Here is a 23720-nt window from a genome sequence, read left to right as displayed (position 1 = left end):
CGAGGCGATGGCCTGCGGAGTCCCCGTGGTGGCCGCCGACCGCGTCACCGGCCGACTCGTGCCCCCGGGGCAGCCGGAAGCCGTCGCCGAAGCCGCCAACGAGCTGCTCGACAGCCCCCGTCTCCGAGCGCTCCGTCTGCCAGGGGCCCGACTCCGAGCGCGTTGTCGAAGGCCTCGCAGATCATGTGCACGGCCACGAGGTGCAGTTCCTGGACCGTCGCCGTGGTGTTGGCCTCCACACACAGCGCCTCGTCGCTCCCCGCGGCGAGCGGGTTGGGGGCGGGGCCGGTCAGGGCCCACACCCGCATGCCGATCGCGCGGCCGGCGTCCGCGGCGGAGAGGAGGTTGGCGCTGGCGCCGCTCGTGGACAGCAGTACGAGGATGTCGCCGGGCCGGCCGTGGGCGCGTACCTGCCGGGCGAAGACCTCGTCCACGCCGTAGTCGTTGGCGATGGCTGTGCAGCTGGAGGTGTCGGCGTGCAGGGCGATCGCGGAGTAGGCGGGCCGGTCCTCGCAGTAGCGGCCGACGAGTTCGGCGGTGAGGTGCTGGGCCTGCGCGGCGCTGCCTCCGTTGCCCGCGGCGAGGAGCCGTCCGCCGCCGGACAGTACGCGGGCCAGCCGGGCGCCCCAGTCGCCGGTGACGTCGGCCGCGTCGCGGAAGGGCCGCAGGGCGTCGAGGAGTTCGTCGCAGTGGACGCGTACGGATGCGACAGTCATCAGGCGACCTCCGTGGCCGTGGACAGTTCGTGCCGGGAAGCCGTCACCCGGGTGTACACCTGCTCGACGCCGTCGGCGACGCGTTCCCAGGTGTAGCGGGACAGGGCGCGCTCGCGACCGGCCTGGCCGTACGCGCGCAGGAGACGGGGGCTGTCGAGCAGCTCGTTGGCGGCTTCGGCGACGGCTTCCGGCTGCCCCGGGGGCACGAGTCGGCCGGTGACGCGGTCGGCGACGGTGTCCGTCTGGCCGCCGACCGCGGTGGCCACCACGGGGACTCCGCAGGCCATCGCCTCGACGGGCACGATGCCGAAGGGCTCGTACTGCGGGGTGCACAGCACCAGGTCGGCTTCCCGGATCAGCTGCGGCATGCGTTCGTGCGGCACACCGCCGAGCAGGTGTACGCGGTCGCCGACGCCGAGGCGGTCGGCGAGCCGTGTGAGCCGTTCGGCCTCGGGGTCCGAGTCCAGCAGCTTCGGCTCGGGGCCGCCCGCGATGACGAGTTCCGCGTCCGGTACGCGCCCCAGGGCGCGGATGGCCTGGTCGTACCCCTTGCGCGGGACCAGGCGTCCCACGGCCAGCAGCCGACGGCCGGGCTCGCGGCTCCCGTTGCGGGCGGGACGGAAGTACTCGACGTCGACGCCGCAGGGCACGACAGTGGTGCGGTACGGCGGTATGCCCATCTCCGCCAGTTCGTAGACCTCGTCGGTGCAGGTCGCCACGACCCGGCTGCAGGTCCGCCCGATCCGCCGCTCGATGCCGACGCGTTCGTACGGGCTGGTGTCCTTGCTGCCCTGGTAGCGGCGCTTGACGGTGCCGAGGGCGTGGAAGGTCTGCACGACCGGGATGCCGTGCGCGTGCGCGCCTGCCTGGGAGGCCATGCCGGACATCCAGAAGTGGGCGTGGACCACGTCGGGCGGCTGGTCGCCCCAGGTCCGGTCGAGGTGGGCACCGAAGGCAGGCATGTGCGTGAACAGCTCGTCCTTGGGCAGTGGTTCGGGCGGCCCGGCCGGTACGTGCTCCACGACCGCCCCGGACGGCATGGTCACCTGGTCGGGCAGCTCGGGCGAGTCGCGGCGCGTGTGGACCGTGACCTCGTGGCCGCGCCGCGCCAGTTCCTCGGACAGGCGGGCCACGTACACGTTCTGGCCACCGGCGTCGGGGCCGCCGAGCGCGGCGAGCGGGCTCGCGTGCTCGGACACCATGGCGATCCTCATCGGGTCACCTCCTTGATCAACCGCTCCCAGTCGTCCAGGAAGCGGGGCAGCCCGTAGCGGGCGAGCGCTGCCGCCCGTGCTCCCTCGCCGGTCAGCCGTGCGTGCACGGGATTGGCGACGAAGTTCCGTACGGCGTCTGTCACTACGTCGATTCGGTTGGAGACCACACCGGCGCCCTCGGGCACCGCCTCGGTCACCTCGGTGGTGGCCAACGCGACCACCGGCATGCCCAGATGCATCGCCTCCAGCAGGGAAAGACCGAGCGAGGTCCATCGGACGGGGTGGACGTAGACCCGGCGCGCGGCCATGGCGTGGTGCAGGTCGCGCTGGTCGAGTTCGTGGTCCTGGCAGCGGTCGGGCGGGATGCCGAGCCGGTCGGCGATCCCGTGCGTGCCCATGCCGAAGACGTCGAGCGGGGCCGCGTCGGCGAACCGTGGCAGCAGGTCGGTGCCGGTCGTACGGCCGCGCCGCAATGGCTCGTTGACGACCACGGCCGCCCGTTCCAGTTCGCCGGTCCACAGGGGGCCGGGGTCGATGATCCCGTGCTCGACTACCGTCGTGGGGGTGCTTCCGGCGTCCCACATCAGCCGGTTGAAGTGGGTGACGTGGACGAGGGTCACGTCCGGCAGGTCGGCGGCCGGGTGGCGGGTGTCGGGTACCCCGGGAGAGCAGCCGTGCGGGGCGTTGTGCTCCAGGTACACGGTGGGCGGCAGCCGGCGGCCGAGCCAGCGCTCGGCGAGCGCGTACTCGTGCGGCCGTTGCAGCACGACCAGGTCGACGTCCGTGTCGCGCAGCCGCTCGGGCGGAACCTCGATCACGGAGTCGGGCCAGTCGTACGTACGGGCGCGGCCGAGTCCGTCGGGGCCGCGGTCGGGGGTGACGGGGACGAGGTAGGTGTGCGGGCCCTGGACGAACGCCGTGGTCCAGGAGCCGTGCACATGCCAGAGCAGGATCCTCATGAGGGCAGGCCCTTCTCGACGAGCACCTTTTCCACCGCGGCGAGTACGTCGTGCGCGGTCACCGTGTCCAGACACGGATGGCCGGGGATCGGACAGTGCCGGGCCCGGCTGTCCGCGCACGGCGCGTCCTGGTCGCCGAGCAGGACGTACGGGACGCCGTACGGACGCCAGCGCTCGGCGGGGACCACGGGGGCGAAGAGCGAGACGACGGGCGTGCCGACGGCCGCGGCGAGGTGCGCGGGGGCGGAGTTCGGAGTGACGACCACGGCCGCGCCGGCGAGTACCCCGGCCAGCTGCGCCGGGCCTGTGTGGCCTCCCAGGTCGAGTCCGGTGTCGCCCGCCACGAACGCCGTGAGGGCCCGTTCGTCCGCTCCGCCGGTGACGACGGGTCGGTGTCCCGCGTCGGCCAGCAGCCGCACGGCTTCGGCGCTGCGACCCGGGCTCCACATCCGGGCGCGGGCACTGGCGCCGGGATGGACCACGACGTACGGCCCGCCTCCCGTCAGGTGGTCGGTCAGTGGTGCCGGCCGGACGCGCAGGCACCCGTCGTCGTCCTCCGGCAGCGGAAAGCCCGCGGCGGCGGCCAGGTCGAGTGCGGCCTCCGCCTCGTGGGCGTGCGGGGCGCGCCGATGGCGGACGTCCAGCAGCGCGCCGGGGTAGTCCTCGCTGTCCGCGGCGAGGTGTCGTACGCCCGCGAGGCGCAGCAACAGGGCGGTGGGCAGCGGGGATTGGTGGTACGAGGTCAGGATCAGCGCGGTGTCGGCGTCGATGGCGTCGACGAGCTGGTCGATCTGCGCCCGGTCCACGGGCGGGGGCTGGAAACCGGCCCACGGCGCGTCCCAGACGAGGATGTCGTCCACGCCGGGCAGCATGCGCGCGGCGGGTGCCCCGCGTGGTCCGCAGAAGAGGGTGACGTGGTCGGCGCGGGCGGCGACGGCCCGGACGGCGGGGCCCGCCAGCAGGACGTCCCCGAAGCTGTCGAGACGGGCGACGAGCGCCTTCATGGGCGGCCCACCTCCCGTCGGCGGTGGGCCGGTGACGCGGCCGGGTCGAGCAGGCCGCGTACGGCGGTGAGCAGGTCCGGCTCGACGTGTTCGGCGGCGCTCACCTCGTCCCTCCTGGTGTGCGGGGTGGGCACCAGCACGCCATGGGCGCCGGCGCGGCGGGCGGCCGCCACATCCGCGCCGATGTCCCCGATGACGGCACAGTCGCCCGCGCGGACGCCGAGGTGTGCCGCGGCCCGAAGGACGAGACCGGGTGCGGGTTTACGGCAGCGGCAGCCGTCGTCAGGACCGTGCGGACACACCGTCCAGGCGTCGAGAGGGCCGAGCAGCGCATCGATGCGGTCGTTCACCCGTCGCACCTCCTCATGACTGAGCAGTCCGCGCGCGATGCCGGACTGGTTGCTCACCACTCCGGTGCGCACCCCGTGCTCGCGCAGCAGGTCGAGTGCCTGCCGGGCGCCGGGCATCGGGCGCACCCGGTGCGGGTCGCCGTTGTAGGGCACGTCCTCGACGAGGGTGCCGTCGCGGTCGAAGAGGACGGCGGCGGGCCAGGTCGGCGCGGGCCGTCGCGCGGTCATGTGTCACCGCTCTCATGCCTGGCTCCGCGGTACTTGAGCAGGCCGGACAGCCAGTGCCAGGAGGCGACGGGCGGGATCGCCACGCTGGTCGCGGCCATGGTGACGATCTCCTCGCGGGTACGGGGTCCGGGCGCGATCCTCGCCCAGGCGAACTCGGCGGTCGCGACGGTCCACGCGGTCGCGGCGGCCGCGGCACCCCGTTTCCGTCCGGCGGCGGCGAGCGCCAGGGCCGCGATGCCTGCGGCCGTCGTGACGAGGTGGGCCCGGATGCGGCCCCTCGGGGCGGCCGCCCGCTGCCACCAGTCCGGTCCGTGCAGCCGTGCCATCAGGCCGTCGTCGGCGTTGCCGCGCTGTGCCCGCACGGAGACCCAGCGGTCGGCCGGGCGTACGGGATGGCGCGTGGTGCGGCTGCCGCGGTGGATGCGCCACCCGTCGTCGAGCACCCGCAGCGCCAGGTCGGCGTCCTCGCGGTAGGCGCGGCGGAAGCGTTCGTCGAAACCGCCTGTCCGCTTCAGGGCCTCGGCGCGGTAGGCCATGTCGGCGGTGATCCACATCGCGCCGGCGAGCCCCGCGGTGTTGCGCTCCCAGTCGGTGGGCCGGCGGTCCTTCGGCAACGGCACCTCGACCACGCCCTGCACACCGCCCGTGTCGGGCGAGGCCTCGGCGAGATCGTGGACGAGTTGCTCGCACCAGTGCGGCCCGACCTGGACGTCGTCGTCGAGGAAGACCACCCATTCGCTGGTGACCCCGCGCAGTCCGGTGTTGCGTGCGGCGGCGGGCCCGCGCCCGCCGCTGCGGAGCACCCGGGTACGGTCGCGCAGTTCGCCGAGGACGGCCAGGGGATGCTCCAGCCGTTCCGGCGTGGCCGCGTGCGACGGCCGGTCGTCGACGACGACGATCTCGCGCGGCTGGGGTCCGGTCGCGGCCGCGAGGGCTCCCAGGCAGTCGGTCAGGGTGTCCCGGGCGATGGTGGGGATCACCACCGCGTAGTCGGCGACGCGTGCTTTCTCCGCCGTGCTCATGTGTACGCCCTCCCCCTGCGCACCGCGTACGGCCCGATCGCCAGCAGGTCGACGGGGGCCGAGCCGAAGCACTCCAGTGCGTCGCGCGGGTCGTCGACCATGGGGCGTCCCGCGGTGTTGAGGCTGGTGTTGACGACCACGGGCAGGCCCGTGCGCTGCTCGAAGGCGCTCAGCATGCGGGCGACCGCGGGCTCCTGGCGCGCGTCGACGGACTGGATGCGGGCGGTGCCGTCGACGTGCACGACGGCGGGTATCCGGTCCCGCCACGACTTGGCGACGTCGTGCACGAAGAGCATGTACGGGCTGGGCAGCGGTCCGTCGAACACCTTGCCCGCGCGCTCGGCGAGGACCATGGGCGCGACCGGCCTGAACTCCTCGCGTCCCTTGACCCGGTTGAGCCGTTCCAGGTTGTCGGCGCGTCCGGGGTGGGCGAGCAGCGAGCGGTGTCCGAGCGCCCTGGGTCCGTATTCGCTGCGCCCCTGGAACCAGGCGACGATCCCGTCCCGGGCGAGTTCCTCGGCGACGGTCTCGGCGATGTCGTGCGGTCGCTCGTAGGGCACGGCCGCCCGGTCCAGCCACTGCCGCAGCTCTTCGTCGGTCCAGCCGCGGCCGAGGTCGGCGCCGGGCATGGGGCTGGTGCGCTCGCCGAGTCCGGCGGCCAGGTGCAGGGCGCCGCCGAGAGCGGTGCCCGCGTCGCCGGAGGCCGGCTGCACCCAGACGTCCTCGAACGGGCCCTCGGCCGCGATACGGGAGTTGGCCACGCAGTTGAGCGCGACACCGCCCGCCATGGTCAGCGCCCGGCCGGCCGCTTCCCCGTGCAGCCAGTGCGTCAGCTCGAGCAGCACCTCCTCCAGACAGGCCTGCGTGCTCGCCGCGAGGTCGGCGTGGTCCTGTGTCCACGGCTCGCCGGGAGCGCGCGCCGGGGCCAGCGCTTCCCAGTCCACGCCGTGCGCCTCGAAGCCGCCCTTGCCGGTGGCATGCACCTGCTGCCGCAGGAAGGACAGGAAACGCGGCTTGCCGTACGAGGCGAGAGCCATGACCTTGTACTCGTCGCTGCTGCGCAGGAAGCCCAGGTGGGCGGTGAGTTCCTCGTAGACGAGGCCGAGCGACTCCGGCAGCGCCTGGGTGGCCAGCACCTCCAGGCGGTCTCCTTCGTAGCGTCCGGCCAGGTGGGAGGCGGATTCGCCGCGCCCGTCGAGCACGAGAACCGCGCTGTCAGGGTGCGGGGAGGCCGGGCCCGCGGACGCCGCGTGAGCCACGTGGTGGGGCACGAAACGGACCGCCTCCGGATCGAGACCGGGCAGCGCCTCGGCCAGGAACCCGGGTGCCTGCCTGGCGTACTCCAGCCGCAGCGGGTCCCAGGGGTCGTTCAGCCCCATCTCATGGGCCGGCAGGGCGAGCCCGGGGTCGAAGGAGTACGCGACGGCGTCCAGGTCACCCGCCGCCACTCCCCCGTGCTCCAGGCACCAGGCCGCCGACTTCTCCGGCAGCTCCCAGGCGGAGAACGGAACCGGCCGCTTTCCGTGCTTCCTGCGGCTGAATCGCTCCTCCTCGGCCGCCGCCACGGTCTCGCCGTCGACCACGAGGGCCGCGGCGGGGTCGTGGAAGACCGCGTTGATGCCGAGTACGCGCACAGCTGTCCACCTCCCTCTCACACCGGATGCGATGAATGGGGTTCCTGATGCTTTCGCGAACACTGGGAGTATTTGCGGTAACCGTCCGCGGCACGGTTAAACACTTCAACGCAACCGCGCCCGGTGGTACCCGTCCTCAGGCCGCCAGGGCGCCGTCGACGAACCAGTCGACCGTCCGCCGGAGTCCTTCCGCCCAGCTCACCCGGGGTGTCCATCCCAGGCACTCCCGGGCGCGCGTCGTGTCGGGGCGCCGTTTGGCGGGGTCGTCCACGGGCCGTTCCACGAAGCGGATCCGCGACCGGGATTCCGTCGCCTCGATGACACGCCGGGCCAGCTCGAGCATCGTCACCTCGTCCGAGCCGCCGATGTTCGTCGGCGTGTGCAGCTCCGAGCGGGCCAGGGAGAGGACTCCGTCGACGGTGTCGCCCACATAGCAGAGCGACCGGGTCTGGCTCCCGTCGCCGGCGACCGTGAGCGGCTCGCCCCGCAGCGCCTGGGAGATGAAGTTCGGCACGGCCCGCCCGTCCCCTGCCCGCATACGGGGGCCGTACGTATTGAAGATGCGGACGATCGCCGCGTCCGTGCCCGACACCGCCCGGTGTGCGGTGACCAGCGCCTCCGCGAACCGTTTGGACTCGTCGTACACGCTGCGCGGGCCGATCGGGTTGACGTTGCCCCAGTAGTCCTCGCGCTGTGGATGCTCCAGCGGATCGCCGTACACCTCCGAGGTGGAGGCGAGGACGAACCGGGCGCTGTCCCGGCGCGCCCGCTCCAGCACGTTGCGGGTGCCGGTGCTGCCCACCTCCAGGGTCTCCAGCGGCAGCTGGAGGTAGTCCTCCGGAGAAGCCGGGCAGGCGAAGTGCAGCACCAGATCGAACCGCCCCGGCAGGGCCGAGACGGCTGTGTCGTCTGTCGCGTCCGCGTGTACGAAGCGGAAATTCGCGCGGTGCTCCAGATGGGCCACGTTGCGATGCGAGCCGGTCACGACATTGTCGAGGCACACGACTTCCGTGCCGCTGTCCACGAGCCGTTCACACAGGTGGGAGCCCACGAACCCCGCGCCGCCGGTCACCAGTGCGCGCGGCCACTCTCTCGTTTGCACAAGACTGCCTCCTTTAACGGGCGGTTCGGTTCAGGCTTCGACGAGTACCCAGTTGCCCATACGTACACAAACGCCTCGTTTCGACCGTTACGCCTGGGTACTCAGCGTGTGTGTCAGCGACGAGCTTCACGACGGGCTTCATGAGCACGGGGCGGATTCTGCTCGCCGGCTGGTTCAGCTTCCGGGACGGTGAGGCGACGGCCGGTGACGTGCTCGCCCTGCACCGGGTCGAGGACGTGCTGGCCAGTGCGGGGATGCCGTACGACACGGCGTGGAGCCCCGGCTTCCGGCCGGGGGAACCGAACCTGGAGGGGCTGGATCCGCGCACCTACACCCACCTGGTGTTCGTGTGCGGGCCTCTGCACGGTCCCCAGGTGGAGGGGGGCTGCACCGGCGCTTCGGACACTGCCACCGCATCGCCGTCGGCACCTCGGTCCTCGACGACTCCGATCCGGCCGTCACGGGGTTCCACGACGTCCTGGCCCGGGACGCTCCCGGCATGGATCCGGTGGAGGACCTCTCCACCCGCGCACCCGCCGTGCCGTCCACTCCCGTCGTCGGCGTGGTGCTCACCCATGGCCAGCACGAATACGGCGACCGCCGACGGCACGCCGAGGTCGCGGACACCGTCACGCGATGGCTCGGCGGCAAGGACTGCGCGCGCATCGAACTGGAAACCCGGCTCGACTCCCACGACTGGCGTCTCAGCGAGACCCCCGGTCAACTCCAGTCCATTCTCGCGCGGTTGGACCTCGTCGTCACCGATCGACTGCACGGACTGGTGCTCGCGCTGCGCGCCGGAACGCCGCCGCTGGCCGTCGATCCGGTCGTCGGCGGCGCGAAGGTGACGGCCCAGGCCCGCGTCTTCGGCTGGCCCGCGCTGCTGCCCGCCGAGCGGCTCGACGCGGACCGACTGGACCGCTGGTGGACCTGGTGTCTCTCTTCCGGACAGGGGATGGCACGACAAAGCCGGGACGGCTTGCTCGCCACCCCGGTTCGGGACGGGGCGCACCGACTCGTCGCGACGCTGTCGGCTCAGGCGTCCGGTCCGTCCAGTGGGCGATGAACCACTGCCTGGCTCAGATCGGGACCGAGCACGCGGAGCACCGCGCCCGTGCAGTCGGCATCGGTGAGCGCCTGGAGGTGCTCGAGGACTACCCGACTTCCCCGGGCTGCACGTCTCCGTTCGCGCCCACCTGGATCACCGATATGGTGCGCCGGCAGCAGTGGTGCTGTGGAGCTTCGACTCGTACTTGCCCGGTCGACAGCCGCCGTTCGGCACGCCCACCCGACCGACCGGCGTCACGCTAGCCCCGGATACCGAAGCGCCTCCCGGAACCAGTGATGGACGCCTGCGCCGAGTGAGGACTGGAGCGCGATACCACGGTGCGGAGTGACTGTATCCGCCTCCGGTGGGCACTCGTAGTCACTACAGCAGAAGGACAAGAGGCCGCTCATGGAGATCTCAGGCGTCATCAGCGCAATCGTCATCGGCATTGTCATCGGCGTTCTGGGCCGGCTCGTCGTCCCAGGCAGGCAGCGCATCGGCATCCTCTGGACGATCGCCATCGGCATCATCGCGGCATTCGTCGGCACCGGCATCGCGGCCGGGCTCGACGTCGCCGACACCGAGGGCGTCGACTGGGTCGAGTGGATCATCCAGATCGCACTCGCCGCGTTCGGCGTCGCCGCGGTCAGCAAGGTGAAGCTCCGCCGCTGACCACCGGTCGTTGGCCAAACGACGGTTGGCCAACAGCCGTTGACCAACGGTCACTGGCCAACAATCGTTGACCAACAGTCGCTGGCCACCGATCGTTGACCATCGACAACCTCACAACCCCCGTCGCAGCCCCGGCAGTCGAAGCAGCCGGGCCGCGAGAAGGGAGGCCGTCCAGACCGCGAGCAAGGACACCGTTCCCCCAGGCGCCCACCGCGCTCCCCTCGTGGTCGGACCATGTTCCCGGTCGCCGCCCGCCGCGTCGGCCTGTCCCAACCATTTGGTATTCGTAAGCCAAGGAACCACCGAATCTCTGATGGACTTCCGTTGCGATCCGGACTATTTCGCTTTTGGCGTCGGTGCATGGATCTCCTCCGGAAGTTGAACAAGCGCATGGGCGCCGCTGTCGGATACGAGGTACACAGGGTGGGCCGCTCCGGCCCACCCATCGCCTCCGGAACTCCCGTGGCGGCGAAGGACCAGGAGGCGACGGGCAGCTCCAAGTCGTCGCGGGGCGCGTTCCGCCCGCCGGAGAACCCGGCCGTCGACCGGGTGCTGGAGCGCCCGGTCTTCATCATGTGTCCGGTCCGCTCCGGCTCCACGCTGCTTCGGCTGCTGCTGGGCGCGCACCGGCGACTGCACGCGCCGCACGAACTGCATGTCCGCCGCCTGGAAGTGCGATGTAGCACTCGGCTCGCGGAGCGGTCCATGAACGTGCCGCACCACCACCGGCACCACCGGCACCACCGGCACCACCGGCACCACCGGCACCACCGGCACCACCGGCACCACCGGCACCAAGGGTCGCGAGACAAGGCTGTGTGCCGGGCGGCACCTCGACGACCTCAAGAACAAGGGAAGGCCCTGGTCTTCCCGGCCCAGCGCGTCGACGTCGGCGGCGACGGCAACAGCGACAGCGACAGCGACAGCGACAGCGCGGGGAAAGGGCGACTCCCCCGGTACGGAGACACCGCACGAGCGCCGGCCGCGGAGCGCACGAACGCCGACGCGTGACGTGAAACACGCGTCAGAGTGCAAAATTTACCCAGCGCAATGATTATCGCGCGCGTTCCGTCCGTACTCCTTGGCGTCCGAGCCGTTCACCCAGGAGGCACCATGCGCATCACGCAACGCGCGGCAGGAACTGTATTCGTCATCGGCTCCCTGGTCCTGACACTCACCGCGCTGGCCTACCCAGCTCTGCTCGGAGTAGAGAAGACCGCCACCAATCAGGAACGTGTCATCGCCAACACACGGTACGGGCCCCTGACGGAGGCCGACCGCGACTTCGTCGTCAAGGTCCGCGCGGCCGGCCTCTGGGAGCATCCACTCGGCCTGATGTCCATGGAGCGGGGCACGACCCCGGCCATGAAGGAGGCCGGCGAACACTTGGTCGTCGGGCATGCCCGCCTCGACGCCACCTGCCGCAAGATCGCCCCCGAGCTGGGCATCACCCTGCCCAACCAGGCCTCCCCGCAACAGCAGCAGTTCGTGGCGACCGTGGACGGGAGCACCGGCAAGCAGTTCGACACCAACGCGGTCAGCATCATGCGCGTGACCCACGGCCAGATCTTCCCGACCATCGCCAAGATCCGCGCCACCACCAAGAACAGCCTGATCCGCCAGCTCGCCGACCAGGCCAACGACACCGTTCTGGACCACATGACCGTGCTGGAGAAGACCGAACTGGTCAACTTCGACCAGAACAACTTCCAGCAGACCTCGGCGCCGAAGCCCCCCAAGGACGACACCACCCCGCCCCCGCCCCAGCCGGGAGCCCCGGTCCTCGCTCTCAACGAGCCCAAGGGCCTGGACGTGAACACGAGCTCCCCGACGCCCACCCCGACACCCGCTCCGACGAGCAGGTGACAAGAGCCGGCCTCGACCACGCCCCTCCCTCAAGTCCGTCAAGCCAGGTCCATCAAGCCAGTCCATCAAGCACGACAGCGCTGGACTGATCCGGAAGGAAGGACGACAGGGAGCACGGACAGCAGGGAACAGGGACAGCAGGGAACCGCGACTCAGGCGTCGCGTGCCGCCACCGCGTCCACCCAGCCCAGGGGATGCGGCTCCGGATCGTCCGTCGCCGGAGCCAGGGGTTCTCCGCCCGCCTCGTTGAACGCGGTCAGCGCCTCGACGAGCCCCGCCCGCTGCTTCGGGGTCAGCCGTTCGACGATCCCGGTGATCTCGGCGCGCCGCCGGGCGGTGACGTCCTCGACGGTGCGCCGCCCCTCCTCCGTCACCCGCAGCAAGGTCTCCCGCCGGTTGTCCGGGTTGGTCTGCCGGTCGGCGAGCCCGGCCGCGATCAGCCGGTCGACCATGCGCATGGCGGTGGACGGCGCCACCTGGAGCAGGTCGGCGAGCGTGACCAACTTGGTGGTGCCGCGCGTGGACAGCACCACCAGCATCCGGACCTGCGGCAACGTCACCCGTTCCTCGAGCACGGCGAGGGAGCGGGCGGATACCGCGACCAGCAGGCGCGAGGCCGTGAGCACCGCTTGGGTCACCGCATCGACATCGTCCATGTCCCCGACGGGGTTCTCGCGCTCCGGCATGCGTCCTTTCTATCGCGCCGAAGCGCCTGAACACTCGGCTGATCGGCACCGATTCTCCCCAGAACCGTCTCATCCCCCTAGAGCCGCCTCAGCACCACCGTCGTCAGCGGCTTCAGCATCAGCACCTCGCCCGGACCCACCCGCCTGCCCGTCACCAGGTCCACGGACGGGCCGAAGCCCTCGATGTCCGAGGTGTCCAGGCGGAAGGTGCGATCCTTGGTGGTGTTCATGGCGAGCACGTACGGGCCGTAGGCGCAGCGGTAGAACGGGGCCCGTCCGACGAACAGCTTCTCCACGCCGGGCCGGTCCACGCCGAGCGCCGGGTCGGGAACGTCGGCGGGCGGGGGCGCCAGCTGGTAGACGTCGCCCGCGAGGGACTGGCGCAACTCGGGTCCGGGCGGCGGGAATCCGCCCGGGGGGATGTGCATGGCGCCCGGGTCGTTGATCGCGTAGTCCCAGCAGACCCAGTCGTTCACGGTGTACGTCTCCGTCGACCCCGGCACCTCGGTGTACGAGCGCACGGTGGCGGACCGCTGGACGCTCGGCGTGACGTGATGCACGCGCGCGTAGTCGTTGACGCCCTGCCGGGCCCGCCAGTACAGGGAGGCGTAAAGCAGCTCCTTGCCGTGCTTGACGGCGACGACCCCGCACTCCTCGTCGGTGAAGGTGAAGTCCGGCTCGTCCCAGTCCGTGGGCAGGCGCCCGGGACGGGCCGGCAGCTTCTGGAACTCCGGCCAGTCGCGCTGGAGCAGCCGGAGCGCGGCCAGGCCGACCCGGGTCCAGGTGTGCGTGTGGAGCAGGGCGAGCTGGGACGTGAACTGTCCGTCGGCCATCATCTCCTGAGTCCAGCCGACCAGTTCGGGATCCCGGAAGACGGCGGCGGACATCACGGGGTGCGTGTCCCAGGCGGTGCGTGAGGCGTACGCGGTCTCGCCGGGATAGATCTCGTTGCGCCACCCGACGACGGTCTCGATGCGGGCGATGCGGTTGCCGTCGCCGTCCACGTCGATCGTGCGGAAGTACCCACGCGCCTTGATGATCTTCAGCATGTGGTCGCGGAGTTCGGGCGCGTCCTGCCCGTCGTATCCGCGCGTGACGGACTCGTACATCATGATCAGCCAGTCCGTCACCTCCCCGTAGTTGCCGACGTAGCCGAGTTCCTTGGTCAGGCCCTTCGCCGACACCTGGTGGTGTGAGGTGCCGAGCGCGTGGTCGGGGGTGCCGTCCTCCGATTCGCGGCCGAGCCACGGTTCGATGCCGATGGACTGGTAGAGGTAGCCGCGAGCCTTCTTCTCCTCGTACGCCAACTCCGGTGCGAGCAGGCGGAGTCCACGGTTCGCCTGGTAGAGGCCGATGGCGCAGATCTGGGCCTGGTTGGAATAGTGCGGGAAGTGCCGACGCCAGTGGTCTCGACTCTCGACGAGCATCTTCGTGTACGCCTCACGCCGGGTCGGGACCGGCTTCGAGGCGTCGGCGGGCGGCACGAAGGCCACGTCGTCGAACCAGGCGGTGCCCTCCCCCGCGAGCCGCAGATGCAGTTCAATCTGCGTGGCCCCGGCGGGAGTTGTCAGCTTGACCGACACGTACTCCCAGTCGTGGGTGCCCTTGGCCGCGTACACCTTGGTGTCGGTGCCGACCAGCTTGCCGTTCGCGTCGAAGAACAGCGGGTCGATGTACGCCCCTTCGCCGCTCACGCCTTCCGTGCGGATCCAGGCGCCGTACTCGTACGTCCCGCCCGCGTCGACGGCGGTCTTCCTGCCCGGGTGGGCGACGAGCAGCTTGCCGGGCGTGACGGCCAGCTTCATGGACGCGAGGCCCGTCCGGGCGAGCGACGTGTCGCGGGTCATCGTGCCGCCCGCCGCCCAGCCGGGCACGGTCCAGCCGGTCGGAGTCGAACCGCCGGTGTCGAAGCCGGAGTTGGCGATGGACCACGGCAGTCCGGTGACGCGTTCGTCGAGCCGCTCGCCGAGATCCTCCCAGAGGAGCGCGAGGATCAGGCCGACCCGGCCGAAGCCCTGCCGCTGCTGGTCGGATCCGGTGAGCACGGCGGGGTCGGCGAGCCAGGCCGCGTACCGGCCGTCGATCGCCTGGCAGACGCGGTCGACCGCGACGGGGTCCCGGTGGGCCGGGCTGCCCTCCCAGAGATAGCCCTCTGCCAGGGACTGGAACGCCCAGGCGTCCATGGTCCAGGGGTTGGCCGTGGTGAGGTAGTTCTTCTGGTCCTTGGCGACCCGGACGCGGATCTTGCCGAGGATCTCCTCGACGGGGTCGGTGCGGGTGCCGGGCACCGGCGGTGGGCCCTGGACATCGCCGCGCGGTGGAATGACGTACGGCTCCGCGTGCGTGTAGAGGCGGTAGAGGCCGCGGGACGGCGTGGTCTGCGCACGGTACAGCTGGGCCTGGTTCTGACCGTACGACCAGATGCGGCCCATGGACCGGATCTCCAGCTCGACCCGCTTCTTGCCGCGGGTGAGCTTTTCGGGGAGCGGCAGCGTGTGGAAGAAGAACCGGCCGGGGGTGCGCGGTTCGATACCGAGGATGTCGAGGTTGTCGACGGCGCCCTGGTCCTGGTGACCGATCTGCAGCCCGTCACAGAAGAGCTGAAGGCGCCAGGTCTCGTTCTCGGAGGCGGCTTGGTCGTCGCCCCACAGTTTCACGGTGACGTAGGTGGTGCCGCGAGGAGCGCAGGCAACCGTGAACTTCACCGCACCACCCCAATAGCCCACCGGCTCCGCCTGGTTGAGGACCCGGGCGGGCTGGCCGAGGCCACCGCTGACGGTGTCGGAGAGGACGGCCGTCAGGCCGTGAGCCTGCTCGGACTCGGGGTCCCCGAAGACGACGGTGTCGAGCGGCCCGTGCACAGCCGCCGCACCCGCATAGGTCTCTGCACGCACATGGCTGCCGGCCGTCCCGGAGGCGTGGGCGGTAGTCGCCCCCGCCTCCCAGATCCAGCCACCGACGGCTGCCGCGCCGACGCCCACCGCCGTGGTTCTCAGTACGTCGCGTCTGCTGGATGAGTCGGGCGTGGTGTCGGGCATGGTTCGGTGCCTCTCTTTGACAACCGGTTGTGAAGCCGCTGCCGGATGCTAGGTGCTGGGAGGCGGCAGGCACATCCCTCGGTGCGGGAGAGAAAGTTTCGAATTCCGACCTCTCGTCGTCCGCCTCTCCCCCTGCTAGCCTCCGGCTCGGGAACCGGTTGCCGGAAGCGTTGCCGCACTTCCCAGGGGTGGGCGCCTCGGATGGGCGGACGAGTCACTTCCGGGGCGGGAGGAGAGGGGCGAGTATGACGAGGAAGATCAGCGGTGACGTCGAGGGACGGCGCACGATTCGGGACGTGGCGGCGCGCGCGGGGGTGTCGGCTTCCACGGTGTCGCGCGTCCTCGGTGGTGAGTACCCCGTGAGCACGTCCACCCGCACCCGGGTGATGCGGGCGGTCCAGGAGTTGGACTACGTCGCCGACGCCCGCGCCAAGGCGATCGCCGGCGTCGGTACGCCGACGCTCGCGTTCGTCCTCGACGACATCACCGGCCCGTCGTTCGCGCACATGGCGCACGGCGTGGAACGCGAGGCGACCCGGCTGGGTCATCTCTGCCTGGTGTGCAGCACGGAGGGCGACGCCGAACAGCAGCTGGGGTTCATCGAGATGATGCGGGCCCAGCGTGCCGCCGCCGTGATCCTGGTCGGCGGCACGGCGGACACGCCCGAGTACCGTGACCGCATGGCCCGTATCGCCGACTCCCTGGCATCCGCGGGATCGCGGCTCGTGCTGTGCGGCCGACCGCCGCTGGACCCGGGGGCGCCCGTCACGGTCATCGAGTACGACAACGAGAGCGGGGCGTACGCACTCTGCGCCCACATCCTGGCCCAGGGCCACCGACGCGTGCTGTTCCTCGGCGGCAAGCCGTCCAACACGACGGCCCAGGGCCGCGAACTGGGCTACCTGGCCGCCCATCGCGCGCGGGGCATCGAGCCGGACCCGGCCCTCCGCCTCTCCGGCGACTTCACGCGCGACTCCGGCCACCGCCTGATGCGCCAAGCCCTTTCCCAGGGCCTGGAGTTCACAGCGGTGATGGCCTCGACCGACATGGTGGCGTCGGGCGCGTTGACGGCACTGCACGAGGCAGGCCTGACCGTCCCCGGCGACGTCTCCCTGGCCGGTTACGACGACATCCCCTTCGCCCGCGACCTCCATCCCCCACTGACCACCGTCCATGTCCCCTACGAGGAACTGGGCCGCCTGGCCGTCCGCACAGCCCTCAGCCGGGCCCCGGACGCCCCGGACGAACACCTCCTCCTGGGCACACACGTGGTGGTACGGGACTCGGTGGCGCCGCCGGGAGACGCGGCTCGGTGACTGGGTCAGTGGGAGACGGAGCAAGAAGGCAGCTCCCTCGAAGGGGCATGGCCCCTCAACGGGGCGTGCCCTCTGCCGGGCGAGCTCGCGGGCGCGGCCGCCCGTAGCGACAGGCTGTCGGAGTTCGTCATCCGGGCAAGGTTGATGAGGCCGGCCGCTCGTCAAGCCGGCCGCCATCGCCATCGCGGTGTTCCAGGTCCAGTCGTTCCATAACGACCTCCTGGGCGGTCAACGACTTCCTGCGCCGCCGCTGGCCATCCGCACCGAACAGTCGCACCCGGTCCAGCCCGGCCTGGCGGGTTCGGCAGTGGTCGTCGCGGTCCTGGAAGAGTGACGCCCCCGGGCCAGGGCGTGGGCCCGCTGTGCACGGCTTCGACAGGGTTACGGGACGAGGCGGGCGCCACGTACATCAGCAGCCCGTGCGCTACATCAGCAGTCTGTGCGCTCGCCCGACGGACAGCTGACCGGCGGCGCTGCTGACTTTCCGCTTGAGCGGCTCAGGCGGCACGTACGCAGACGCCGGGCTCGACGGCGCTCGCCGACGGCCCGCTCGGCCACTTGGTCGACCCGGCCGTCTTCCGTGACGGCTCACTTGTCGCGGCCCGGAAAGATCAGCGTCGCTCCGGCGTGCACGAGTCGCTCGGAAACAGCAGGTAACCGGTTACGATGGAATGTAGGGTCACCCAGACCGCAGTCGACGACCCCCTTCGAACCGCTTCTATCGCGGCAAAGCCACCGAACTTGCTGCTCCACCCCTGCCGCGACGTCGGCGCATGCGCCCGAGCGCATCGAGAGTCGCCCTACTCGGCGATCACCACGCGATTGACCCGCCTGTCGCGACAGATTTACGGTAGAAGACGCTTTCTGAAAACGTTTCCCAGGCCTCAGGAGAATCATGACCAGCGCCCAGCTGCCGAGGGCCGTGTTCGCCATGGATCCGGTGCACCTCCCCCTGCTCTTTCCTCCGCCGCTCATGACACGGCTCCAGCAGGTCGCCGAGATCGACACCACGCTCGTCGTACAGGACTTCACGGAACCCGGCACCGCCGCGGCGTTGGCCCGGGCCGAGGTGCTCATCACCGGCTGGGGCTGCCCCCACCTCGATGCGGACACCCTCACCGCGGCACCCCGGCTGCGGGCCGTCCTGCACGCCGCGGGCTCGGTCCGCTCGCTGGTCGGCGAGGCCCTGTGGGAAAGCGGTCTCACCGTCTCCAGCGCGGTGACCGGCAACGCGCTGCCGGTCGCGGAGTACACGCTCGCCATGATCCTGCTCGCCGGGAAGGACGCCTTCGCGCACCGCGAGACCTTCCGGGACACCCACACGTACCCGTCCAGCGCGGAGACCGCGGACACGGGCAATCTCGGCCGCCGGGTGGGAGTCATCGGCGCCTCACGCGTGGGCCGCCGGCTCCTGGAACTGCTGCAACCCTTCGACCTCGCCGTCGCGTTGTACGACCCCTACGTGAGCGCCGACGAAGCCGCTTCGCTGGGCGCCGAACCGCTCTCGCTGGAGGAGTTGTTGCGCCGCAGCGACATCGTCAGCCTGCACGCCCCCGACATCCCCGAGACCCACCACATGCTCGACCGCGACAAGCTCGCCCTGATCAGGGACGGCGGAGTAGTGATCAACACCTCCCGCGGAGCCCTGGTCGACCACGTCGCGCTGACCGACGAGCTGGTCGGCGGCCGTCTGAGCGCGGTACTGGACGTCACCGAACCCGAACCGCTGCCCGCCGGATCCCCGCTGTACAAGCTCCCCAACGTCTTCCTCACGCCGCACATCGCCGGCTCACTCGGCAACGAGCTGGAACGTCTCGGCCGCATCGTCGTCGAAGAGCTGGAACGCCTTGCCGCGGGCCTGCCACCGGCCCACGAGGTGCGTCACGCGGATCTGGCCCGTGTCGCCTGAACGCGGCCGCGAGCACCTGGGGCCCCCTCGGAGAAACAATGGGATACGGTTCCTGACCCGGCGGGGGCAGCGGCCCGACTCGCCCGGTGGGGAGTCGCTATGGTGAAGGAGCCACTACGGTGAGTCAGCACAAGGCATCGGGTGACGCCGGCCGGGCCACCATCCGGGATGTGGCGGAGCGGGCGGGCGTCTCGGTCGCCAGCGTCTCGCGCGTCCTGTCCGGCAACTACCCGGTGTCGGAGACACTGCGCCGCCGGGTGATGAAGGTGGTCCAGGACCTCGACTACGTCACCAACGCCCACGCCCGGTCGCTCGCCGGCGGCGGTACGCCGACGGTGGCCATCCTCATCAACAACATCATCGGCGCCGCCTTCGCGCATGTGGCCAAGGGAGTCGAGAGCGCCGCCTCGATGCGCGGCTGGCTCTCGCTGGTCGGCACCACGGGGGACGACCCGGAGCGGGAACTCGCGCTGGTCAACCTCATGCGCCAGCAGGGCGTCGCCGCGGTGGTCCTGCTCGGCGGCGCGTACGACTACGACGAGTACCAGCTGCGAATGGCCCGGTTCGCCCGCTCCCTGGACGCGGCCGGGTCGCACCTCGTCCTGGTGGGCAGACCTCCGCTGGAGGGCAACGTACCGGCCACGACGGTCGACTACGACAACGAGGGCGGCGCCTACGCCATGGCCAGCCATCTACTGTCCGCCGGTCACCGCCGCGTCCTGGTGCTGCCGGGCCATGCCGAGCTCACCACGGCCCAGGGCCGGCTGAGTGCGGCCCGGCGGGCCTTCGAGGCGTACGGCCTGCCCTTCGACCCGGGCCTGGTGCTGCACGGCCCCTATGACTACGAGCACGGGTACGACGCGGTCAACGAGGCCCGGCGCCGCGGGCTGGACTTCACGGCGGTGCTCGCGGGCACCGACGTGGTCGCGGCCGGCGCCATGCAGGCCCTGCGCGCGGCCGGGCTCGGGGTGCCCGAGGACGTCTCGATCGTCGGCTACGACGACATCCCCCTGGCCTCGCAGCTCGCCCCGCAGCTGACTACCGTGCACGTCCCCTACGAGGAGATGGGCCGCGCCGCACTGCGCGCGGTCGCCGACCGGCGTGAGGGCAGCAGCGGCCGCCGCAAGGGCCCCGACGGCGAGCACCTCGTGCTGGGCACGCACGTCGTCGTACGGCAGTCCGTCCGGCCGCCCGCCCAGCGCTGAGCGCTCCGCGGGAAGAACGGTGACGAACCCGCGGGCCGGTGGGAGCTGGTCACTCAGCTCCCCGCGCCCCTTACGAGGCGCGGTAAGCACGGAACCCGACCAAGGCCGCTCAGGGGCTTCTGATGTGCGACTGGCGTGAGTCCTGGGAAACATCGTTACGTAAGCGGTTTCTCAGCCGATCCGAAATCTGCCGTCAACGTGCGCGACGCTCACCACAACCGGCGCGAGCATCGCGAATGACGTTCTGACCTGCGCAGATAACCTCGCACCTCGGCACGCTCCGAGGCGTCCCGCGCGCACCTCGGGGACAACTCGGCGCAACAATTTCGACTCGCCCTCTTGATACACGCCGGACAGTCCGCCTACTGTCCCCGGCAACCGGTTTCTACAACTTCTGCTTGGCCATCCCCCGCAACCGCGAGCCGACGTTCCGGCCGCCGTTCCTGGCCATCACCAAACCGCCGCCCCCCGATCCGAGAACGTCCTCCCTCCCGAAGGATCACGGTCAGATGAACACCACCAGCACCCGCAGAAGAGTCGCCCGCACCGCCATAGCGGGTATCGCGCTGACAGGTCTGCTCTCCGCTTGCGGCGGATCCGGCTCCGGGGACTCCGACTCCGAGCCCAAGTCCTCCGGTCCGGTCACCCTCGACTTCTGGGGCTGGTCCAACGGCCACGAGGCCGTCGTCAAGGCGTTCAACGCCAGCCACAAGGACGTCCAGCTCAAGTACACCAAGGTCACCGACCAGCTGACCATGCAGAAGCAGCTGACCAACGCCGTCAAGGCCGACAACGCGCCCTGCCTGCTGCAGAACACCGGCGAGTACGTCACGAGCTGGGTCTCGCAGGGCGCCCTCGCCGACATCACCAAGTACGTCGAGTCCAGCAAGGACAAGTTCAACACCGGGGCGTGGGCCGTCGGCCAGGTCCAGGGCAAGGTCTACGGCATCCCCACCAGCTCGGCGCCGGCCTTCACCATCTACCGCACCGACGTCTTCAAGAAGTACGGCCTGAAGCCGCCCGCGACCTGGGACGACTTCATCGCCGCGGGCAAGGTGCTGAAGAAGCAGGACATCAAGATCACCAACTACGCCGGTGAGGACCCGAGCACCCTGGAGGTGCTCGCCATGCAGGCCGGGGCGCACTGGTACAGCATCGACGGCAACTCCTGGAAGGTGGACTTCCAGGACGAGGGCACCCTGAAGGCAGCCGAGGTGATCCAGGAGATCATCGACAACGACCTGAACTCCAAGCTCTCGTTCGCGGACTACGCGGCCGTGCAGCGCAACTACGACAAGGCCGGCACCGTGACCCGGCAGATCTCCACCTGGCAGATGTCCGGCATGGTGCAGAACTTCACCGACTCCTTCGGCAAGTGGGCGCTGACCCCCTGGCCGACGTTCAAGGGCGAGGCCGCCAAGACGCCGGCCGGGACCAACCAGAGCGGCGGGCTGACCCTGGTGTCCGAGCAGTGCGCGAACAAGGAGCAGGCCGCTGAGGCGGCGCTGTGGATGTCCACGGACGCAGGTGCGGTCAAGACCATGGCGAGCCCGGAGACCGGCAGCGGTCTGATGCCGGCGGTGGCCGACAACAGCTCGTTCGTCGGCGAGGCGATCCCCGAGAAGCTGCTCGGCAAGAACTACGAGCCGGCCCAGAAGGTCGTCACGGACAGCATGAGCACCATCACCGACGACTGGACCTTCGGCCCGAACTGGACCGCGATGTTCACGGAGATGCAGGACGAGTGGGCCCAGGTCGTCAGCAAGAAGCAGAAGGTCACCGACCTCCTGGCGCACATGCAGGAGTGGACGGTCAACGACCTGAAGCAGCGCGGCATCAGCGTCAAGGGCTGAGGCAGACTCGATGATTCGCTCCCAACGCTGGAAGGGTGCCGCCTTCACGGTGCCCTTCCAGCTCGGCTTCGTATTCCTCTACCTGCTTCCGATCGGCTACGCGATCCACCAGTCGCTGTTCCTGAAGAAGCAGTCCGGGCTGGGCCTGGGCGGCGGGACCACTGAGTTCGTCGGCCTGGAGAACTACCAGCAGGGCCTGACCGACTCGACGTTCATGACCTCCATCCTGCGCGTGGTCCTGTTCGCCTGTGTCCAGATCCCGTTCATGCTGCTCGTCAGCCTGGCGCTGGCGCTCCTGCTGGACGCGGTCACCTCGAAGGTGGCCGGCCGGTTCCGGATCCTGCTGCTGGTCCCGTACATGATCCCCGGGGTGGTCGCGGCCATCGTGTGGATCAACCTGTACAGCCCCGAGGTGGGCCCCCTGACGCCGCTCGGCGAGTTGTTCGGGTTCGACTGGAACTTCTTCTCCCCCTCGATGGTGTGGCCGTCCATCGGCAACCTGCTGACCTGGCACGGCATCGGCTACAACATGGTGATCATCTACTCGGCGCTCCAGTCCGTGCCCCGCGAGCTGTTCGAAGCCGCCCGGCTGGACGGCGCGTCCGAGCTGCGGATCGCACGGAGCATCAAGGTCCCGTTCGTGCGCGGCGCGCTCGTCCTGACCGCGCTGCTGTCGATCATCCAGATGCTGCAGATCTTCAACGAGCCCGCACTGTTCCGGAACGTGACCCCGCAGACGGTCAGCGACGACTTCGCCCCAATCATGATCATCTACAACCAGGCGTTCAACGCCGGCAACTACAACTACGCCGCGGCCCTGTCGGTGCTGCTCGCCCTGTTCCTCGGCGTCGCGTCCTTCCTCTTCTACCGGCTGACCTCGAGGGAGGCGGACTGATGGCACTGACGGAAAACCGCACGGAGACGGGCACCGAGCCACCCCGCGGGCGCACCGTGCGACGGCTCACCCGCCCGGACCCGGCCGCACGCTCCCGGGGCGGCCAGCGCTTCCTCCTCGTCGGTCTGACCCTGGCCAGCGCCTACAGCCTGTTCCCGGTGTACTGGCTGATCATCGCCGCGACCAAGGACCGGGTGGGGCTGTACCAGAGCAACGGGCTGTGGTTCTCCGACATGCACCTGTGGGACAACCTGCACCAGGTGTTCACGTACGACGACGGCATCTTCCTGCGCTGGACCGCCAACTCGTTCCTGTACGCGGGAGTCGGCTCGCTCGGCGGCACCCTCATCGCCCTCGCCACGGGGTATGGCCTGGCCCGCTTCGACTTTCCGGGCCGCAGTGCCGTGTTCGCGTGCGTCGTGGGCTCGTTCCTGATCCCGATCGCCCTGCTGACCCTGCCGCTGTACCTGCTGTTCTCGAAAATCGGGATGGTCGACACCCCGTGGGCGATGCTCATCCCGTGTCTGATCAACCCGTTCAGCGTGTACCTGGCCAAGGTCTACACCGAGGCCACGATCCCCTTCGAGCTCCTGGAGGCGGCCCGCATCGACGGCGCCGGCGAGCTGCGGATCTTCTTCAGCATCGTGCTGCGGATGATGACGACGGGCGGCGCCACGGTGTTCCTGCTCGCGTTCGTCAACACCTGGAACGCGTTCTTCCTCCCGCTGACCGTGCTGCGCGGCGAGGAGAACTGGACCCTCAACCTGGGCCTGTACAACTGGTCCGGCAAGCGGCTGGAGTCCGGCGTCGACCTGACCAGCCTCGTGCTGACCGGAGCGCTGCTGTCCATCGTGCCGATGGCGATCATGATGGTCGCGATGCGCCGCTACTGGCGGTCGGGCGTCACCCTGGGCGCCCTCAAGTGACCGTCAGGACGACGGGTAGTACGTAGCCACCAGCTCATTCCAATGGCGCGACCGGCGCCCTGTCAGTGCCGGCCGCG

General features: G+C 70.4%; 19 protein-coding genes and 2 pseudogenes. 11 read left to right on the top strand and 10 right to left on the bottom strand.

Annotated elements, in window-relative coordinates:
* Positions 1-44: 44 nt before the first annotated feature.
* The 8 genes from ACTWQR_RS41580 to ACTWQR_RS41545 all read right to left on the bottom strand — a co-directional run bounded on the left by ACTWQR_RS41580 (position 45) and on the right by ACTWQR_RS41545 (position 8229).
* Positions 45-716: a D-sedoheptulose-7-phosphate isomerase gene (locus tag ACTWQR_RS41580; protein ID WP_443232456.1), complete on the bottom strand. Its 672-nt coding sequence runs from the start codon at positions 714-716 to the stop codon at positions 45-47.
* Positions 716-1930 carry a glycosyltransferase gene (locus ACTWQR_RS41575; RefSeq protein WP_443232455.1) on the bottom strand — a complete coding sequence of 405 codons (1215 nt, stop codon included), beginning with the start codon at positions 1928-1930 and terminating at the stop codon, positions 716-718. The genes ACTWQR_RS41580 and ACTWQR_RS41575 overlap by 1 nt, the downstream gene beginning before the upstream one ends.
* Positions 1927-2889, bottom strand: coding sequence for a glycosyltransferase (locus ACTWQR_RS41570; RefSeq protein ID WP_443232454.1), 963 nt, complete (start codon positions 2887-2889; stop codon positions 1927-1929). Before ACTWQR_RS41570 ends, ACTWQR_RS41575 begins: the two co-directional genes overlap by 4 nt.
* Complete coding sequence (locus ACTWQR_RS41565; RefSeq protein ID WP_443232453.1) at positions 2886-3893, bottom strand: glycosyltransferase family 9 protein; 1008 nt, start codon at positions 3891-3893, stop codon at positions 2886-2888. The genes ACTWQR_RS41570 and ACTWQR_RS41565 overlap by 4 nt, the downstream gene beginning before the upstream one ends.
* Positions 3890-4471: a D-glycero-alpha-D-manno-heptose-1,7-bisphosphate 7-phosphatase gene (locus ACTWQR_RS41560; protein ID WP_443232452.1), complete on the bottom strand. Its 582-nt coding sequence runs from the start codon at positions 4469-4471 to the stop codon at positions 3890-3892. The genes ACTWQR_RS41565 and ACTWQR_RS41560 overlap by 4 nt, the downstream gene beginning before the upstream one ends.
* A complete protein-coding gene (locus tag ACTWQR_RS41555) occupies positions 4468-5493 on the bottom strand; it encodes a glycosyltransferase family 2 protein (protein ID WP_443232451.1) in 1026 nt (341 codons plus the stop codon). The genes ACTWQR_RS41560 and ACTWQR_RS41555 overlap by 4 nt, the downstream gene beginning before the upstream one ends.
* Positions 5490-7127 carry a carbamoyltransferase family protein gene (locus ACTWQR_RS41550; RefSeq protein ID WP_443232450.1) on the bottom strand — a complete coding sequence of 546 codons (1638 nt, stop codon included), beginning with the start codon at positions 7125-7127 and terminating at the stop codon, positions 5490-5492. The genes ACTWQR_RS41555 and ACTWQR_RS41550 overlap by 4 nt, the downstream gene beginning before the upstream one ends.
* Before the next feature lie 136 nt (positions 7128-7263).
* A complete protein-coding gene (locus ACTWQR_RS41545) occupies positions 7264-8229 on the bottom strand; it encodes a UDP-glucuronic acid decarboxylase family protein (protein ID WP_443232449.1) in 966 nt (321 codons plus the stop codon).
* 140 nt (positions 8230-8369) lie between these two features.
* Between ACTWQR_RS41545 and ACTWQR_RS41540 the strand changes: the two are divergent.
* The 5 genes and pseudogenes from ACTWQR_RS41540 (at position 8370) to ACTWQR_RS41520 (ending at position 11815) form a co-directional block, all read left to right on the top strand.
* A pseudogene (locus ACTWQR_RS41540) lies at positions 8370-9295 on the top strand (polysaccharide pyruvyl transferase family protein).
* A pseudogene (locus ACTWQR_RS41535) lies at positions 9280-9540 on the top strand (hypothetical protein); the annotation flags it as partial. The pseudogenes ACTWQR_RS41540 and ACTWQR_RS41535, both read left to right, overlap by 16 nt.
* 145 nt (positions 9541-9685) lie before the next feature.
* Positions 9686-9949, top strand: coding sequence for a GlsB/YeaQ/YmgE family stress response membrane protein (locus ACTWQR_RS41530; protein ID WP_443232448.1), 264 nt, complete (start codon positions 9686-9688; stop codon positions 9947-9949).
* Between the two features lie 360 nt (positions 9950-10309).
* Complete coding sequence (locus tag ACTWQR_RS41525) at positions 10310-10960, top strand: sulfotransferase (protein WP_443232447.1); 651 nt, start codon at positions 10310-10312, stop codon at positions 10958-10960.
* Between the two features lie 102 nt (positions 10961-11062).
* Positions 11063-11815: a DUF4142 domain-containing protein gene (locus tag ACTWQR_RS41520; protein ID WP_443232446.1), complete on the top strand. Its 753-nt coding sequence runs from the start codon at positions 11063-11065 to the stop codon at positions 11813-11815.
* 152 nt (positions 11816-11967) lie between these two features.
* Here ACTWQR_RS41520 and ACTWQR_RS41515 read toward each other — a convergent pair whose 3' ends face one another.
* Entirely contained in the window at positions 11968-12501 is a 534-nt protein-coding gene (locus tag ACTWQR_RS41515; RefSeq protein WP_443232445.1) for a MarR family winged helix-turn-helix transcriptional regulator, read from the bottom strand.
* 77 nt (positions 12502-12578) lie between these two features.
* A complete protein-coding gene (locus ACTWQR_RS41510) occupies positions 12579-15539 on the bottom strand; it encodes a twin-arginine translocation signal domain-containing protein (RefSeq protein ID WP_443232444.1) in 2961 nt (986 codons plus the stop codon).
* A 245-nt stretch (positions 15540-15784) separates the two neighbouring features.
* On the opposite strand from ACTWQR_RS41510, the gene ACTWQR_RS41505 reads away from it, so the two are divergent.
* From ACTWQR_RS41505 to ACTWQR_RS41480, 6 genes are all read left to right on the top strand, one after another.
* Positions 15785-16855, top strand: coding sequence for a LacI family DNA-binding transcriptional regulator (locus tag ACTWQR_RS41505; protein ID WP_443232443.1), 1071 nt, complete (start codon positions 15785-15787; stop codon positions 16853-16855).
* Between the two features lie 895 nt (positions 16856-17750).
* Entirely contained in the window at positions 17751-18764 is a 1014-nt protein-coding gene (locus ACTWQR_RS41500; protein WP_443232442.1) for a hydroxyacid dehydrogenase, read from the top strand.
* 119 nt (positions 18765-18883) lie between these two features.
* Complete coding sequence (locus tag ACTWQR_RS41495) at positions 18884-19969, top strand: LacI family DNA-binding transcriptional regulator (protein WP_443232441.1); 1086 nt, start codon at positions 18884-18886, stop codon at positions 19967-19969.
* A gap of 509 nt (positions 19970-20478) precedes the next feature.
* A complete protein-coding gene (locus ACTWQR_RS41490; RefSeq protein WP_443232440.1) occupies positions 20479-21822 on the top strand; it encodes an ABC transporter substrate-binding protein in 1344 nt (447 codons plus the stop codon).
* A gap of 10 nt (positions 21823-21832) precedes the next feature.
* Entirely contained in the window at positions 21833-22717 is an 885-nt protein-coding gene (locus ACTWQR_RS41485; RefSeq protein ID WP_443232439.1) for a carbohydrate ABC transporter permease, read from the top strand.
* The gene (locus tag ACTWQR_RS41480) at positions 22717-23643 is read left to right on the top strand and encodes a carbohydrate ABC transporter permease (protein ID WP_443232438.1); all 927 of its coding nucleotides are present in this window, start codon (positions 22717-22719) and stop codon (positions 23641-23643) included. The genes ACTWQR_RS41485 and ACTWQR_RS41480 overlap by 1 nt, the downstream gene beginning before the upstream one ends.
* Positions 23644-23720: the final 77 nt, after the last annotated feature.

It is taken from the genome of Streptomyces sp. 2A115, from assembly GCF_052245575.1.
GTDB lineage: Bacteria > Actinomycetota > Actinomycetes > Streptomycetales > Streptomycetaceae > Streptomyces.
This window is presented reverse-complemented; position numbering and strand designations above follow the sequence as displayed.